This is a genomic window from Chitinophaga polysaccharea (assembly GCF_007829335.1).
Taxonomy (GTDB): Bacteria; Bacteroidota; Bacteroidia; order Chitinophagales; family Chitinophagaceae; genus Chitinophaga; species Chitinophaga polysaccharea_B.
This window is the reverse complement of the sequence record NZ_VIWO01000011.1, coordinates 13,499-29,978: the sequence shown is the minus strand read 5'-3', so window position 1 is coordinate 29,978 and position 16,480 is coordinate 13,499. Positions and strand designations below refer to the sequence as shown.

The window sequence follows — 16,480 nt, the reverse complement described above, 5'->3', positions numbered from 1 at the left end:
GCTCTTTATTCAAAATCCACCAGTTTGGATAACGGTGCAATGGCCGCCTGCAGGATAGCCTGTTCTTCGGGTGTGCAGGCACTGCTGATGGCGTAACTCAGCCATTCATCCCTTTCTTTCCTGACCCGCTCTATCCGTTCCTTACCGGCTTTGGACAAGGCGATGATAATTTTCCGTTTGTCGTCCGGGGAGATGGTTCTCGTGATAAGGTGTAGTGAGAAAAGATGTTGCAGTAGTTGTCCCATCGACTGCGGAGTCATTTTTTCCATTACCGCCAGTTCAGCCGACAACAGCTGTCCGTGCTGGTCCAATAATACCAGCACCGAGCGCTCGCTTTGCGACAGGTCTTCGTTGGCGGGCGATAACTTACGCAGTTTTCTTACCAGCCGGGCTAATACGGGCCGCAGTTGAGCAGCGAGCTGGTCTTGTTTCCTGGATGGCATAATTAGCAAAGTAAATTAATAAGTTTACCTTACAAATATAGCATTTTAATCCGGATAGCGGATGCAGTGTTTATTTTTTTGCGGGAGATTTTTCCTACTTTGGAAGAAAAGCGACGGTGGAATATATTTTAATTTCGGATTTATGGATGGCTCATTGGATTATGCTATCCTGGTTCATACCAGCAGGGATTCCCGTATCAACTCCGTAGCCATTCCGGGGTTATGTACCGGTGTAGGCCGTATGCAGCCCGTGATATGCGCCCGGCAAATGAAGTTTGCTTATGATGAGATCGTACTTGGAAAGAAACAGGATTTTGATACGTTTGCCGCTGCGCAAAAGTACCACTGGAATCTCAATCCACAGGGCATGATCTGGACACATTGATGATGAATACAATTTGATCTATTCTCCTCCTGTCTTTTGCAATCCTTTGTGATAATATAAATAAGAGACGATCAGACTGGCGAGGAAAGTTAAATGCCCCACTTCCAGCCACACACTATCCCCGCTGGACAAGTGCGCCACGGAAGCAGAGATAAGCGTAATACCGAAACCAAAGTACGCGAACTCTTTGACGCGGGGAGGTACAAATGGCAAGAGCAACGCCATTACGCCCAGCAATTTGGCTATGGTGAGCTCTACACGGAACCAGGGCGGTAGGCCCAGGTGAGCAAAGGCGCCTTTCATATTTTCGTTAAAAGCAAAGTTGAGCGCACTCCACAACATTACCCCAGTGAGTATGCCGGTGGCGATCCAGTAAATGATTTTATCTTTTTTCATGACCGGTAGCTTAATTGAATTTGAAAACGCTCAGGAGGATAATGGTGAAAATACCTGCCAGCTGTACCAGGTGAAAGCGGAGGGCCCGCTGCCTGATTTTAGCAACCGCCATAGGGTCGTCTTTTAAAGCCTTATCCAGCGAAACTCTCAGTCGCCTGCCCACGATAATGCCATTGAGTATTACCAGGAGCACAAGCGCGAATTTTATTCGAAACCATACCTGTTCCCCATACACGCCGTGCGTGAGATACATAATACCAATACCCGAAGGAATAATAACGCCCACGCCCGTACGTAACAGTACCTGCAATCCCGACATGGCTTGGAGCACCGTTGCCGCCCGGCCGGAGTCGATCGCATACTGTTTCCATAGCTGCCGGAAACCGAAGAAACTGGCGATAGTGCTTCCCGCAAAGAGCAGGAACCCGATCAGGTGCCCTACCAACAAGCTTTGATAAAGTGTTTGTGTTGACATATCCGTACTATTTTATTGTTTCGAAATAGAAGTAATTTATCCAAATGTATAACGGAAATGAAATAAAAACAAGATTTTCGGAGTATTTTTTATATTATTGCTTCGAAAGTAATATAAATGACAATGAATAAAGCTGTTACACTCATCACCGCATGGGGAGCATTTGATGAGCAACACCCGGAAGCCAGCCTGGAAGAGTTTTGCCGGCATTACCTGGCACACCGGGAAGGGAAGGCTAACGCGGCGCCCGCCGGGCGATTTATGCCAGTGAGCAGTGAAGGCATATTAATGCGTACCATCGGCAGGATATTTAAACTGCATACTATCTATACTGCCTCTGCACTGGAAGGCACCGGTATCAGCAACATCGATGAATATTCCCTCCTCAATACCGTAGCGCAGCTGCAAGAGCCCCGGAAAACAGAGGTGATCTATGCCGCCTTGCAGGAGCTATCTACCGGCACCGACAAACTTAACCGCCTGAAGAAACTAGGCTACCTGGCGGAATATGATGATAAGGAAGACAAACGCTCCAAACGGCTGAAAGTAACCGCTAAAGGTGAAAAGGTGCTGGTAACTTGCCGTAAGCGCATTACTTTACTGGCCACCATGATGTTTCATGATATGCAGGAAGACGATATGAAACTCTGTACCCAACTGCTCAAGGGAGTAGAATCAAAGTTCGCCGCTATCTGGCTGTCCCACAAAGGAAAAGACTTTGAGGAGATTTACCGCGAAGTTATCGGCACGTCCTGATTATTCACCCCGGTATTATTAAATGGTTGGATGATTTCTTACTATAACGGGTATACGCACTATTAATTTTCCTTTCAGTGCTGTATATTTAAGCATATAACTTTTTGATATGAGTAATACCGCCAGCGAAAGGGCTGCCATGCCCAAAGGTACCAGCAGTGTGCTGGACAGCCGCAGTTTGCAGAACAGTTATGCTACCCTGATTCCTCTCCTGCGGGAAGGTATGCGGGTGCTGGATGTGGGCTGTGGTACCGGCGCTATTTCTGCCGGCATCGCCGAAATGGTGGGTCCTACCGGCGCTGTGGTGGGGATAGACAGCAGTCCTCATTTAATCGCCAAAGGAAAAGACGATCACGCACATATTCCTCAGCTAATGCTGTTGGAAGCAGACCTCTTTACCTATGCACCCGCCCAGCCGTTTGACCTGGTGGTGTCTGCCCGCGTATTACAGTGGTTAAGCAACCCCAGGGCCGCACTGGAAAAGTTCGCTTCGTTGCTGCACCCCGGCGGATGGATCTCTATACTCGACTATAATCATACCTTACTGGAATGGACACCACAGCCACCTGCCAGTATGCAGCGGTTCTATCAGGCATTCCTCGACTGGCGTGCCGACGCCGGTATGGACAATGAAATAGCCGATCATTTACCCGCTTTATTTGAACAATTGGGTTGCCACAACATTACTACCCTAAATGCGGATGAAGTATACGAAAAGGGACGCCCTGATTTTGTGGACAAGGCCGGCATCTGGTCTAAGGTAGCAGAGCTGAGAGGCCCGCAGGTAGCAGCCAGCGGTTTTATCACAGACGCAGAAAGATTACAGGCGCTTAGCGAATATAATGACTGGTTGCAGTCGTCCGGGGAACGGATGATCATGAAGTTAAAGGAGGTGCGGGCTACGATTTGAGCAAAACCGGTCAGCCAATGTATCAAAAATGAACATATATCAATTAAATAACTTTTTAATTAATTGATAAATACATAGCATTGTCCATGGCATGTTTTTTCTCTCCTGAAAAATTACATACCTGGTTCATTATGATACGTAATTACTTCCGCATCGCCTGGCGTAACCTGGTTCGCCACAAAACATTTTCCACCATCAATATCCTGGGATTGGCACTGGGACTGGCCTGCAGCATGCTGATGATTTTATGGATCCAGGATGAAAGGAATATGGACGCCTTTCATGCACATGATAAGCAATTATACCAGGTATATATACGGGAGCTGGCCGGAGGAAAGATAAACGCCGGTTATCTCACCCAGGGACCGCTGGCCAGCGAACTAAAGAAAGAGATACCAGAAATCGTATATACCACCCCGTTACAATATTATCCCCCGGTAGCATTCCAGGTGAAAGAGAAAGCCTTTAAAATGACGGGCGCCTATGCCGGAGGGGATTTCTTTCGTATGTTCAGCTATCCCTTATTGCAGGGTAATGCTGCGACCGCATTAAGTAAACCCGCCAGCATCGCCATTTCCCAACATATGGCCGAGATTTTTTTTGGAGGCGCCAACCAGGCCATCGGGCAAATGATCCGCAGTGAGGATACCACTTTGCTCACAGTGAGTGCAGTGTTCCAGGTACCGGCCAGTTCTTCCCAGCAATTCGATTTTCTCCGCAACTGGGACGATTTCAGCAGTGCTTACGCCTGGACAAGAAACTGGGGTAGCTTTAGCCCTGCTACGTATATACGACTCCGTGATAACGCCGACCCCGGCAAGGTGGCCGCCAAGATAAAAGACTTTGTATATCATTATCAGCCAAAACAACCCGAATCTGTAATGGAGCTGGGAATACAGCCATACCATGATAAATATCTTCACGGCGTATTTGAAAACGGTGTTCCGGCCGGTGGCCGCATTGAATACGTTCGGCTGTTTACGTTACTCGCCATCTTTGTATTGCTGATTGCCTGCATCAACTTTATGAACCTGGCTACCGCACGCGCAGCGCAGCGAGCCAAAGAAGTAGGAGTGAGGAAAGTAGTAGGCGCCGGAAAAGGCGTATTGGTCATGCAGTTTATCGGAGAAGCCCTGTTGCTGACACTAATCGCCACCATTATGGCATTGGTGTTAGTATTACTGTTATTGCCCGCCTTTAACCAGCTGAGTGGTAAACAATTGTCCCTGCCCCTGGAAAGCCTTTCTTTCTGGGGCGTGTTGCTGACCCTGGTGGGCATCACCGGCTTTGTAGCGGGCAGCTACCCGGCATTGTTCCTGTCGTCGTTGCAACCGGTACGGGTGCTGAAGGGTAGTCTCCAGTTCAGCGCAGGTGCCACCTGGTTTCGCAAGGGCCTGGTAGTATTCCAGTTTACCTTATCTATTGGGTTAATGGTAGGGATGACGGTCATTTACCAGCAGATGAAGTATGTGCAGACCCGCAACCTGGGATATGACCGGACTAACCTGGTGTATATACCGATAGAAGGTGGACTCATTACGAAATATGAACCGTTTAAAACTGCGGCTACTACGATACCTGGTGTAGTAGCAGTGTCGAAGATGAAAGAAAATCCTACGGTGATTGAGCATCATAAGAGTGGCCTCAATTGGTCGGGTAAAGACCCCAACGAAGCGATATCGTTTGCAGATGCCGCAGTGGGATATGATTACGTGAAAACGATGCGGCTGACTTTAGTAGATGGCCGGGATTTTTCGAGAGACTTTGGCAATGATTCGGGTAGTTATATATTGAATGAAACTGCTGTGAAAAGAACGGGATATACACATCCGGTGGGACAACCTTTTTCCCTGGATGGCGTGTCCGGACGCATTATAGGCGTGTTAAGAGATTTTCATTTCAACTCGCTGCATGCCGCTATAGAGCCGCTGGTATTGCGTTTGGATGAGCATCCCAAATGGGGGAACATCCTGGTGCGTATTGATCCGGGAAAGACCAAACCGGTACTGGCAGCATTGGAAGGCATCTGTACGTCGATTAATCCCGGTTTCCCTTTTACCTACCAGTTTTCCGATGAAGAATATACGAAGCTGTATAAAAGCGAGCAAGTGGTCAGCCGTTTGTGCAACTATTTTGCGGTGCTGGCCGTATTTATATCCTGTCTTGGGTTATTTGGACTGGCCATGTTCACTGCGGCGCAGCGTACCCGGGAAATTGGGGTACGCAAAGTAATGGGCGCATCCGGCATCAGTATTTTTGTATTGTTATCGACCGGCTTTTTGCGGCCGGTAGTGGTAGGTATGGTGCTGGCATTCCCGTTGGCCTGGTATGCCATGGATCGCTGGCTGCAACATTTTGCGTACCGGGTAACGCTGGAGTGGTGGGTGTTTATACTGGCTGGCATGGTCACCTTGCTGGTAGCTGTGCTAACGGTGAGCTTCCAGAGTGTCCGTGCAGCCATGATGAATCCGGTGAGAAGTTTGCGCGTCGAGTAGTTTCCTTTTAGTAGATCCTCGCCACGTAGCTCCGCCTGGACAGGGCGCCGATCCGCTGTTCCAGGTCGATAATGAAGTTGTCGTGACTCTCCCTGGCCTTGTTGATTTTACGGGCTTCGCTGAACAATAATTCCATGCTCAATTCCAGCGAGCGGAATACATCCCGCCAGAATAACTTCCGTTCTTCCGGTGTATGGCAGGGATCCACGGTTTTATTTTTGAACTTTTCCGGGTCAATGATCAGCAGATCCTGGGCGTCGAGTCCCACCTCAGCTGCCTTTTCACGCAGCTGTTCCCGTAACTCCCAGTTATCGAACCACAGCGCGCCTTTTTCATGATCACATAAGAAATACCGTCCTATCCAGGTTACCTGGTTCCATTCCGCCAGGCCCAGTTGGTCGGCAATAGCCTTGTACGCCGGGTGCACAACAAAGCAATCCAGGTAGTCGATGTACTCAAATATTTTTACACTTTTCATAACCAGGGTATTGTTTTGGGGTAGGGGAAACAAGTATTTAAGGTACGTGATGATACCGAAAGTAAACAGCAGCGATTTGGTTTTTATAAAATACCAAAGTAACTTTGCAAAGTTTATTTGTTAATTATGACAACAAAAGAAGACCGGGCTATTGCCCATGCCTTACGGCATCTGATAACAAGGATGAATAAACGCCTGCGGCGGGAAATGAGTAATCCCGGCTCGCTGTCGATCGCGGAAAAAAACGTGATGAGCATCCTGATGAATCATAAAGCCATATATCCTTCAGAGCTGGGCGCCCAGCTGGATATATCTTCCCAGTTTATGTCGCAGATATTGAAGCGGTTGGAGGGATTAGGATATATTGACCGGAAAACGGCGCAGGAAGATAAACGGAAAACCTGGGTAACCCTTACCAAAAAAGGATGGCAGATGATCAACGACAGCAGGCTGGAGAGAGAGGAATGGCTGGCAGGGGTGATTAGAGATAAATATAACAGCAGGGAAAAGAAACTGATCCGGGAAGCGCTGGAGCTGTTGAGCGACATACCGGAATTATAGCAAGCGTGTATAACAACCTAAACATATGGATATGACTGCACAGAAGCAACAGCACACTGCGCTGCTGGTAATGGATTTTCAGCGTAAGATGATGGAAAGACTGGCGGATCCCACCGCGCTGCTGGACAATGTGGCCCGTTCGATAGCCGGTGCCAGGAAAGCCGGTATACCAGTTATCTACGTTGGACTCATGTTCAGACCCGGTTACCCGGAAGTCAATCAAAAGAATATCGCGATGGGCTATGTGAAAAAAACGGGTCTTTTTATTGAGGGCGACGAAGGTACTGCTATCCATCCGGCAGTAGCGCCATTGCCAGGCGAAACGATCATCGCCAAGAAGCGTTACAGCGCCTTCGCAGGTAGCGACCTGGACACCATACTGAAAGCGCAGCAGGTAGAGCGGCTGGTATTGGCAGGTTACTCCACCAGTGGCGTAGTACTCAGTACTTTAAGGGAAGCGGGAGATAAAGACTATCAGCTTACCGTATTGTCTGACGGTTGCGGTGATACGGACGCTGAAGTACATCAGCTATTGATGACTAAAGTATTTGTGAGGCAGGCCGAAGTGACCACGATAGATGAATGGCTGAAAACGTTGTAGCCGAAAACCGATAATATGCTACCTTAGCCGGTAAAAAGAAACGCATGTCCTCCTCTTTGCTGGATACCACCCATGATCCCTTACTGACCGCTTTTCTTGCCGGAAAATCTGAACAGGCGTTGTCACTGTTGCGGCATTTCCTGCAACAATACCAGCAGCTGGGTGAGGTATATTTATATCCTGCCAAATCGATGATCGGTATTGGTATTGGCGACCGCCGGGTGGCCTGGGTAAACCAGCTGGGAAAGGCGTTCATCAACGTAGTATTTCCGTTTGAAACACCCCACCCGGACAACCTGTGTTTTACTAAAATTGCCCAGGTGCCCGGTGATGCACACCAGTTCAACCACCATTTCCGGATGATGTTGCCGGAAGATGTAAATGACGAGGTGTTGCAATTTATGCGCTTATCGCTGCAATCCGTATAAGCGTTCCCATTATTCCGATTTCAGCGACTTCACAGGATTGGCCAGGGCTGCTTTTACCGACTGTAAACCCACCGTTGTTAGGGCAATGGCCATGGTGAGCAAGCCTGATATAGCAAATAACCACCATTGTATTTGTGTGCGAAACGCAAATCCCTGCAACCAGCGGCTCATGATATACCAGGTTAATGGGGTGGAAATTGCTACAGCAATAGCTACCAGTTTTACAAAATCTCCCGATAACAAACCTACAATACTGGTTACCGACGCCCCCAGTACTTTACGGATACCTATTTCTTTGCTGCGGCGACTGATGTTATACGCGGTAAGCCCCAATATACCCAGGCAGGTAATGAGTAAAGTAAATAATGAAAAAATGCGTATCAATGTGCCAAACTGTTGATCAGCCTTGTATTGCTGGTCATACAGCTGGTCGAGAAAATGATATTCGAAAGGATAGCCAGGATACTGTGTTTCCCAGTAGGATTCAATTTTAGCAAGGGTTTGCCGGATATCGCGGGTTTGCAATTTAACAGAAAAGAAGGAGCCCCTGCTTTCGTCGTACCAATGCATCATAGGAAGTATGGCCCCTTTTAACGACTGCTGGTGATAATTATCTATCACGCCTACGACCGTACTATACGGCTGTTCGTGAAAGGCCAGGGTCACTTTCTTACCCAGGGCCTCTTGGGGGTTACTAAAGCCCAGCAACCGGCACGCTTCTTTATTCAGTATTAATTCGTTCAGATTAGATTGCCCCGCCCTGAAATTATGCCCTGCCAATAATTTAATATTCATTAGCGGAAGGAAATCGGCATCGATGGAATAACAATAGAAATTGTAACCATTGCCTTCGCCGGATTCATAACGTTTAATGTTGTTGAATGTGCTCAGTTCGTGCAGGCTCACACCCGGCAATGATTCGGAGGTGCTGACATGTTCTACCTGGGAGAGTTGCCGTACCTGGCTTATAAATCCCTGGCTTTGCAGTCGCCGGATCGAATCAATGGATTTGCCCTCTCCATGCGGGGAGCGGAGTACCAATATCTGCGAGGTATTGAGCCCCAGATCCTGCTGCTGCATGAACGACAGCTGTTGGAAAATGATGCCGGAGGCGGAAAGCACCATGAGTGCGGCGGCAAATTGTCCGACCACCAGTACCTTCCTGAATGTGGCGTTTCCCGAAGCTGTGGTAGTTTTCCGGGTAATGCTCACCGGCTTAACACGGGAGAGGACCAGGGCTGGATAGAGGCCTGCCAGCAAGCAATTGAGCAGGAACAAGGCTGCAATTATCCACCAGGACAGGGCGGAATGGAAAAAGTAATGCGTAACCGGCTGGCCCGTGAGCCTCGTATATACCGGCAATAACAGTTGTATGAAGATAAGCGCCAGCCCGGTGGCGAGGGTATTTGTCAGCACCGTTTCTGTCATGAACTGTTTAATCAGCGACGTCCTGGATGATCCCAGGGCTTTACGCATACCGGTTTCGCGCGACCGGTCGGAGGCGCGGGCGGTAGTGAGATTAATGTAGTTAACAGCGCCTACCACCAGTATCAATACTGCTACGGCGAGCATAAACTGCACCGTTCTGACGTCGCCATTTTCTTCTGGCTCAAAGGATTTATGAGAGTGTAGATGAATGTCGCGAATGGGTTCTGCTATGTAAATATCCTTTTTCAATTTCTCCCGGGCAATTTGCCGGAGTTTATCATTGAAGGCCGCCAGGCTGGCGTGTGGCATCAGCTGTACGTAAGTATAGTTGTTATTGGCGTTCCAGGTATCCAGGTTCAGTCCCCGGGCAGTGAGCGAGGAGAAAGAAAACAGCAGATCGAATTTCAGGTGGGTATTGGGTGCTATATCTTTAACAACGGCACACACCGTATACGCCATTTCTCCGTCGATGATAGTTTTACCTATCGCAGATTGGCCGCCAAACATGCGGCGGGCGCTGGTTTCAGTTAATACGGCTTGCCCAGCCTGTTGCAGGGCAGTGGCGGCACTGCCTTCTATAAAGTCGAAGTTAAATATAGTGAACAGGGAAGGATCTGCTGCCAGCACATGGTTCATCTTGAAAATTTTACCATCCGCTTTTACCTCCGGCACCTCTTCCATATTTTCTACCCGCACATAGTCTGCCACCTCCGGCAATTGCCGTTTCAGTAACGGTCCCAGCGGGGGGTGTGTTTCGCAATCGGTACCAATGAAAGCAGCATCTTTATAAAGCTGTAAGGTAATGCGGTAGATATCGGCTGCATTTTTATAGCCATTTTCGTAGCTATATTCGAACCGGGCATAGTGTATGATCAGCAGGAAAGCCGTGGTGGCTAATGCAAGACCAACAATGTTAATAAAAGAGTAAAATTTATCTTTCTTCAGGTTACGCAGGGCGATCTTCAGATAATTTTGCAGCATACATCAGCAAATTGGTAAATTGTAGAAGAACGCACAAGAAGGTTGCCATAAATAGGATGTTTGATTGATGGGCATTTAACCGGCAAGCGATGGAGAAGGATGTCCGTTTCCGGACAAATATGTCCGGAATCGGGGCGTTAGCATCCAATGAAACTAGCCAACACTAAAGGCGGATTCTTGTTATATTTATGATGTAGCTTTAAATATAACGTATGAACAATTATCTGAGGCCTGGTTCCAGAAGTATGATTGAATCTATCCTGGTGCTGTTATTGTTGCTGGCATTGCTGCTGGCACTCTATAGTGTACTGCGTCTCTTTTTTGGGGTACTCACCTTTGCCCTGATATTTTCTGTTTCCTTTCATGGCTTTTTTGAGCGTATGGTCCGGTGGATGGGCGGTCGCAGGAAGTTGGCGGCCACCGTTTACGCTATTGCCGTCATGGCCGTCATCGCCTTACCGGTCACCTATATCATTGCAGAAATGAGTGCGCACCTGCGCGGGGCTATACATTGGATCCGCGATGCCAGGGAAAATGGGTTGCCCCCCTTGCCGGAATGGGCAGCCAACATGCCTTATGTAGGTGGTGATATCCGCAGTATCTGGCAGCAGATGCAGGACAGCCCTAAAGATTTGCTCAATGGCCACGAGAGCCAGGTGCGGATGTTATTAAACCGTATTATCAGCAGCGGAGCGGGCATCATAGGCGCCGCGGTGCAGCTGCTCATCGGTATTGTTGTATCTGCCTTTTTCCTGGTGAGTGGGGAAAAAGCGGTGAAGCCTATCCGCGCTACGGTGCAGCACCTGCTGGGGCGCAAAGATGGAGCTGACTTGTTGAATGCCACCACCATGGCCATCAAAGGCGTATCCATCGGTGTAATGGGCACAGCGTTTATAACGGCTATTGTAGCCTGGATAGGGCTTACCATTGCCGGTATTCCGTATGCGCTGGGACTGGCAGCCCTGATATTTTTCCTGGTAGTGATACAGATAGGTCCGCTCATCGTTTGGGTGCCACTCACCATCTGGGTGGCCACGCAAGGACATCCGGGCATGACGGTTTTCCTGATTATCTATGGCAGCGGCATCCTCATCGGGGAGGCGATATTAAAGCCCATCCTCATTGCCAGGAGTGGCAAGCTGCCCTTCCTGGTACTGTTTATAGGCGTTATTGGCGGCGTAGCAGCATGGGGATTTACGGGCATGTTTAAAGGCGCTATCATTGTAGCGGTATTCTATACCATCTTCAATTCATGGCTGGCGCGTAAAGACAGTGCGCGGGCTGGAGAATAGATAGTAACTTTGCCTCCTTATCCGGTTTATTATGAAGGCTGCTTCTATCAGCGAAATAAAGAAAGAATTATCTGTACTCGCGCCTGCCGAACTGGCGGCGTTGTGCCTACGGCTGGCCAAGTATAAAAACGATAACAAAGAGCTGCTGACCTACCTCCTGTTTGAAGCACATAACGAAGAAGGATATATTACCGCGGTGAAAGAAGAGATAGATAACGGGTTTGCCGAGATCGCCAATGACAAATTATATCATGCGAAAAAGCGCCTGCGTAAGATACTGCGTATAACGAATAAGCACATACGTTATACAGGCTCTAAACAGGCGGAAGCTGAGCTGTTGATCTATTTCTGTACCAAAATGAAACAATCCGGGTTATTATCTTCCTACAGTATTCAATTACATAACCTCTTCGAGCAACAGCTGAAGAAGATTAAGAAAGTGGTGGCCGCCCAGCATGAAGACTTACAGTACGACTATGAACGGCAGCTCCGGCAGCTGGCGGAAGATTGAGCAACCGTTATTCTGTTCGCAAACTCTTAACAGGATTTACCAGCGCCGCCCGGATAGCCTGGTAACTTACCGTAAACAACGCTATTACCAAGGCAAGCAGCCCCGAGCCGGCAAACATCCACCATTGCAGGTCAACTCTGTATGCGTAGGCCGACAACCATTTATCCATGGCATACCAGGCAATAGGTGTAGCGATGGTCACGGCGATCAATACCAGCTTCAGGAAATCGCCCGACAGCAATTGTACGATACCGCTCACGCTGGCGCCCAACGCTTTCCGGATACCGATCTCCTTCCTTCGCTGTTCGGCGCTGAAAGCTGCCAGGCCAAATAATCCCAGGCAGGAAATGAGGATAGCGATAATAGTGAAATAATTAATGATGCGGGAGAGGGTTACTTCTGTATCGTATTGCTTTTGTACCGCCTGATCCAGGAAAATATATTCAAACGGCACTTCCGGCAGGTAGCTTTTCCATACGCCTGCCATCTTGCTGAGCAGGGCAGCATAGCTTTTACTGCTGCTGTTAACGATCATGTAAGTATAGTCAGATACCTGTGTATCAAACAGGATCATAAACGGCCGCACATTGTCGTGCAGGGAATTGTAATTAAAGTCTTTCATCACCCCGGCAATTTCAATGCTGGTAGGCGCGCTCTGGTCGGCTGGTTGCGTGTAAAGCAGCTGTCCGGTTGCAGTTTCGGGGGTGAGTCCCAGTTTGCGGGCCATCGTTTCATTGATCAGCACCCGGCCGGAATCGGAGGGGAGAAAATCCCTGCCGCCCACGATCTGTATGCCCATAGACGGTGCAAAATGTTCGTCGGTGAGCATGAACTGCACATCTACCATGCCATCGCCACTATTGTTGGCCGTACGCAGGTGTATATCGTTGAATACAAACTGGCTGGGATAGTTGTTAGACAAGCCTACGGCTTTTATTTCGGGGAGCTGTCTCAATGCGGCAGCCAGTCCACTCATTTTATTCCGGGCATCGGGTGTATGGAAGCTGAGTACCAGTTGCTGATCTTTCTCAAAACCCAGGTCTTTTTGCCTGATATAATTCAGCTGGCTGTAGATGATAACGATGCCGGTAATCAATACAATAGCCAGCGAAAACTGGAATACTACCAGTATACGGCGTATTCCCGATGCAGACACCCGGTTCGTAAAATTGCCTTTCAGCACTTTGGTGCTGTTGAAGGCAGAGAGATAAAAAGCAGGGTAGCTGCCGGCGATGAGGCCTGTTGTCACGATGAGAAGTATGATGATAGTCCATAACCGGTAATCGGTGAGGAAAGACAGCTGTACCGTAGCTTGTGTAAGTAAGTTGAGCCAGGGAACGGCCAGGGCCAGGAGCGGGAGGGCAATCAATACGCCCAGGGCGGAGAGCAGAAGTGATTCTCCCAGGAATTGCTGCACCAGGTTGTTGCGTTTGGCACCCATCACTTTGCGGATGCCTACTTCTTTTGCCCTTTTGGAAGCGCGGGCGGTAGACAGGTTCATAAAGTTGATACAGGCAATCAGCTGTATCAACGCAGCAATCAATAACAGCAGGTACAGGAAGCGTGGGCTCACTGTTTTGCCCAGTCCCAGTTCAAAGTCGGTGCTGGTATGTACCTCCTTTACCGGTTGCAGCACCAGGGATTTTTCCATGCCGGTATGCTTTAGTTGTTCTGCGCCATGTTGCTGTAGAAAGGCCGGGAGCTTCTTTTCCAATGCGGTAACATTGCTATGTGGGGCGAGTTTCACATAAGAAGCCACAAAGTTGTTGGTTGCCCAGGCATCGCTGGTACGCACATAATCGCCAATGCCGCCACTATTCATCGAAAAGAAAATGGGCGCCTGCACATGCGATTTTCCCATGCTTTCATCTATGATGCCATCTACTTTAAAATCGTGTATGCCATCGGTATTTTCCACCCGTACTATTTTCCCGGTAGGATCTGTGGCGCCAAATAATTTCTCTGCCACACTTTTTAACAGCACAATGGAATACGGTCCGGATAAGGCTGTAGCGGGTTGGCCACTGATAAAATGATAAGTGAAAATTTCGAAGAAGGTGGAGTCAACATACGCGGCATCTGAGATATAAATAGCCTTATCCTGGTAATGCAACAGGTGTTTGTTGGCATCTTTGGGGATGACGATGCGGGTATATTGCTGTATTTCGCTGAAGTCGTTTTTTAGTGCCGGGGCAATAGGGGGAGAAGTGGTAGCGGTATGGTGCGTTTCTCCGGCCCGTTTCATCAGGGTATTGACCCGGTAAATATTTGCTGCATCCTGGTAGTGCTGATCGTAGCTGTATTGTTCCTGAACATACAGGAGGATATACAGGCAACATAGCGTGCCAATGGCCAGGCCGAATATATTGATAAAGCTGAAAGACCTGTTTTTTTTCAGGAAGCGAAGTGCTGTAAGAAAGTAGCTTTTGAGCATATGAACAAGATAGTCTTGTGGAGGCATACTAATCGGGTGCCAGAATCCGGTAACTTATAAATCAATAAATTACGTTTCATAAAATAACGAAAATGTCCGTTTCTGTACAGTCGTTGTTCATTTTTGCGGCCAAAGCAGCAACGCTTATTTGCTGTCTTCACCGGAAAAATCTATTTTGTAAGGACTCGTAATAACTGGATGCATGAAAATCTTATTTGAAACGCCCCGTTTGCAGTTACGTACGTTTGCTGCATCGGACGATAAATTTATCCTGGAGTTATTGAATACGCCCAGCTGGCTGCAATATATCGGGGACCGGCAGATACGTACCCTGGCAGATGCACAGCGCTATATCATGAATAATTTACTGCGTTTATATGCGGAGCAGGGATATGGAGCCTGGGTAGTGGTATTAAAGGAAACGAATGCGCCTATCGGTATTTGTGGTTTGTTTAAAAGGAAATACCTGGACCAGCCGGATCTTGGCTTTGCTTTTTTACCGGAAGCAGAAGGAAAGGGCTATGCTTATGAAGCGGCAGCGGCTACGCTGGAGTATACACGAAATGAGCTGGCCTTGCCTTATTTGTTTGCGATTACCCAGCAGGATAATCACCGGTCGGTACGTTTGCTTACGCGTTCCGGCTTTACCCTGCAGGGTACTATTCTTCCGCCGGGAGAGGCGGAGGAACTGATGTTGTTTAATATTGCATTAGGGCTTTGATCTGGCCTGCCGGTGTTGTTGCAGCAGGTGCAATCCCTTATTCAGCACCAGGTATATTAATGAACCCACACACAACACCACCAGCCCTGTTCGCAGCCAGGTGGCCGCGGTAACAGATAGCCCTATTCCTGTGCCCACTGCTACATAAGCAGCCAGACAAATGGGGCATTTAGGTATCAGTGCGAGGGTGATGCCCGGTAGCAGCCATCGCACGGTTTTGATGATACGCTGACGGAAGGAGGGCGAACCGGTGGATTGTGGAGGTGTTGCTTTGCTGCTGGTGTTGCTGCCCGTAGCACCACCGCAGGAGCAATACGGTTTCATGACGCACCCTCCGCTGAACTGCAACAGGAGCCGGGCGCCATTTTAGGACTATCGTATTTGTCGTGGTGACGCACCCAGTTGGAAAGATTGGTATCAGCTCCTTCATTACGCCCCAGTGGCGCTATATCCAGGTAATTATAGGTGACTAGCTGTAATTCTCCTCCTCTTGCATAGGTGGAGTAAGTATGATAGATCGTTCCTGTTTCATCTTTATAAAAGCAACTGAGTCCGGGCAGATCTTCCATATGCACCGGTAAATCGTCTATGGTGCTGTAATTGTAAGCTACCTTCCCTTTTGCTATATCTTCTTTGTGGAAGGATACGTGATAGTCGTAGTTGAAATCACTGCCGGCGGAAGATACCCAGGGGAATTTCCAGCCCATACGTTTTTTAAATGCATCCAGCTTCGGAAATGGTGCCCGGGCAACTACTACCAGTGATACGTCGTGGTTTTCCAGGTGGGGCAATGCGCCATCGATAGAGTCGGCCGCAAAAGAGCAGCCCACGCAACCTTCGGCATCGTTGGGGCCCAGCATAAAGTGCTGGATGATCAGTTGACTACGGCCATTGAATAAGTCGGAGAGGGTTACTTTTCCGTCAGGGCCTTCAAACACATATTCCTTTTCCACTTTTACCCATGGCAGGGCCATACGTTCACGGCTCAATTCATCGCGCAGGCGGGTGAGCCGTTTTTCTTTCTCCAGGAATTTTTTCCTGGCCACCAGCCATTCTTCTGAAGATACTACCTGGGGAGAGAAACCGGGTTTTACGGGTGAGGACGTTAAACCGGCAGATGCATTGGTACTCATGATTTCTGCTGTTTAGTGTCTTACAAATTTCTCCTGTTTAAGGGAAAAACCA

At 48.6% G+C, this 16,480-nt stretch carries 18 protein-coding genes; 10 read left to right on the top strand and 8 right to left on the bottom strand.

Features of this window, described 5'->3' with window-relative positions; all coding sequences use genetic code 11:
- Positions 1-5: 5 nt before the first annotated feature.
- A complete protein-coding gene (locus tag FHW36_RS26790) occupies positions 6-443 on the bottom strand; it encodes a MarR family winged helix-turn-helix transcriptional regulator (RefSeq protein ID WP_145673839.1) in 438 nt (145 codons plus the stop codon).
- A 142-nt stretch (positions 444-585) separates the two neighbouring features.
- On the opposite strand from FHW36_RS26790, the gene FHW36_RS26785 reads away from it, so the two are divergent.
- Entirely contained in the window at positions 586-828 is a 243-nt protein-coding gene (locus tag FHW36_RS26785) for a hypothetical protein (protein ID WP_186452618.1), read from the top strand.
- Positions 829-846: 18 nt separating this feature from the next.
- On the opposite strand, the gene FHW36_RS26780 is transcribed toward FHW36_RS26785, so the two are convergent.
- Both FHW36_RS26780 and FHW36_RS26775 read right to left on the bottom strand, forming a co-directional pair.
- Positions 847-1,224, bottom strand: a complete 378-nt coding sequence (locus tag FHW36_RS26780; RefSeq protein WP_145673838.1) for a DoxX family protein — start codon at positions 1,222-1,224, stop codon at positions 847-849.
- A 10-nt stretch (positions 1,225-1,234) separates the two neighbouring features.
- Entirely contained in the window at positions 1,235-1,699 is a 465-nt protein-coding gene (locus tag FHW36_RS26775; RefSeq protein WP_145673836.1) for a DUF2214 family protein, read from the bottom strand.
- Positions 1,700-1,822: 123 nt separating this feature from the next.
- Here FHW36_RS26775 and FHW36_RS26770 point away from each other — a divergent pair, with 123 nt between their 5' ends.
- From FHW36_RS26770 to FHW36_RS26760, 3 genes are all read left to right on the top strand, one after another.
- Positions 1,823-2,455: a MarR family winged helix-turn-helix transcriptional regulator gene (locus FHW36_RS26770; protein ID WP_186452617.1), complete on the top strand. Its 633-nt coding sequence runs from the start codon at positions 1,823-1,825 to the stop codon at positions 2,453-2,455.
- Between the two features lie 109 nt (positions 2,456-2,564).
- Entirely contained in the window at positions 2,565-3,365 is an 801-nt protein-coding gene (locus FHW36_RS26765; RefSeq protein WP_222429199.1) for a methyltransferase domain-containing protein, read from the top strand.
- 131 nt (positions 3,366-3,496) lie between these two features.
- The gene (locus FHW36_RS26760; protein ID WP_145673833.1) at positions 3,497-5,860 is read left to right on the top strand and encodes an ABC transporter permease; all 2,364 of its coding nucleotides are present in this window, start codon (positions 3,497-3,499) and stop codon (positions 5,858-5,860) included.
- A gap of 7 nt (positions 5,861-5,867) precedes the next feature.
- Here the strand turns inward: FHW36_RS26760 and FHW36_RS26755 are convergent, their stop codons facing one another.
- A complete protein-coding gene (locus tag FHW36_RS26755) occupies positions 5,868-6,338 on the bottom strand; it encodes a hypothetical protein (RefSeq protein WP_145673831.1) in 471 nt (156 codons plus the stop codon).
- 126 nt (positions 6,339-6,464) lie between these two features.
- On the opposite strand from FHW36_RS26755, the gene FHW36_RS26750 reads away from it, so the two are divergent.
- The 3 genes from FHW36_RS26750 to FHW36_RS26740 are packed head-to-tail and all read left to right on the top strand — an operon-like array spanning position 6,465 to position 7,928.
- On the top strand, positions 6,465-6,899 hold the full coding sequence (locus FHW36_RS26750; RefSeq protein WP_145673828.1) for a MarR family winged helix-turn-helix transcriptional regulator: 435 nt from the start codon (positions 6,465-6,467) through the stop codon (positions 6,897-6,899).
- Positions 6,900-6,930: 31 nt separating this feature from the next.
- A complete protein-coding gene (locus FHW36_RS26745; RefSeq protein ID WP_145673826.1) occupies positions 6,931-7,500 on the top strand; it encodes a cysteine hydrolase family protein in 570 nt (189 codons plus the stop codon).
- A gap of 44 nt (positions 7,501-7,544) precedes the next feature.
- Entirely contained in the window at positions 7,545-7,928 is a 384-nt protein-coding gene (locus FHW36_RS26740) for a hypothetical protein (protein ID WP_145673824.1), read from the top strand.
- Positions 7,929-7,937: 9 nt separating this feature from the next.
- On the opposite strand, the gene FHW36_RS26735 is transcribed toward FHW36_RS26740, so the two are convergent.
- A complete protein-coding gene (locus FHW36_RS26735) occupies positions 7,938-10,337 on the bottom strand; it encodes an ABC transporter permease (protein ID WP_145673822.1) in 2,400 nt (799 codons plus the stop codon).
- A 212-nt stretch (positions 10,338-10,549) separates the two neighbouring features.
- On the opposite strand from FHW36_RS26735, the gene FHW36_RS26730 reads away from it, so the two are divergent.
- On the top strand, positions 10,550-11,629 hold the full coding sequence (locus FHW36_RS26730; RefSeq protein WP_145673820.1) for an AI-2E family transporter: 1,080 nt from the start codon (positions 10,550-10,552) through the stop codon (positions 11,627-11,629).
- 31 nt (positions 11,630-11,660) lie between these two features.
- Entirely contained in the window at positions 11,661-12,140 is a 480-nt protein-coding gene (locus FHW36_RS26725) for a hypothetical protein (protein WP_145673818.1), read from the top strand.
- A 7-nt stretch (positions 12,141-12,147) separates the two neighbouring features.
- On the opposite strand, the gene FHW36_RS26720 is transcribed toward FHW36_RS26725, so the two are convergent.
- Positions 12,148-14,574, bottom strand: coding sequence for an ABC transporter permease (locus tag FHW36_RS26720; RefSeq protein ID WP_145673816.1), 2,427 nt, complete (start codon positions 14,572-14,574; stop codon positions 12,148-12,150).
- 202 nt (positions 14,575-14,776) lie between these two features.
- Between FHW36_RS26720 and FHW36_RS26715 the strand changes: the two genes are divergently transcribed.
- Positions 14,777-15,295: a GNAT family N-acetyltransferase gene (locus tag FHW36_RS26715; RefSeq protein ID WP_145673814.1), complete on the top strand. Its 519-nt coding sequence runs from the start codon at positions 14,777-14,779 to the stop codon at positions 15,293-15,295.
- Here the strand turns inward: FHW36_RS26715 and FHW36_RS26710 are convergent.
- Both FHW36_RS26710 and FHW36_RS26705 read right to left on the bottom strand, forming a co-directional pair.
- Positions 15,284-15,619: a hypothetical protein gene (locus tag FHW36_RS26710; RefSeq protein WP_145673812.1), complete on the bottom strand. Its 336-nt coding sequence runs from the start codon at positions 15,617-15,619 to the stop codon at positions 15,284-15,286. The two genes, FHW36_RS26715 and FHW36_RS26710, sit on opposite strands and share 12 nt — an antisense overlap.
- Positions 15,616-16,428, bottom strand: a complete 813-nt coding sequence (locus FHW36_RS26705; RefSeq protein WP_145673810.1) for a DUF899 domain-containing protein — start codon at positions 16,426-16,428, stop codon at positions 15,616-15,618. The genes FHW36_RS26710 and FHW36_RS26705 overlap by 4 nt, the downstream gene beginning before the upstream one ends.
- Positions 16,429-16,480 lie beyond the last annotated feature (52 nt).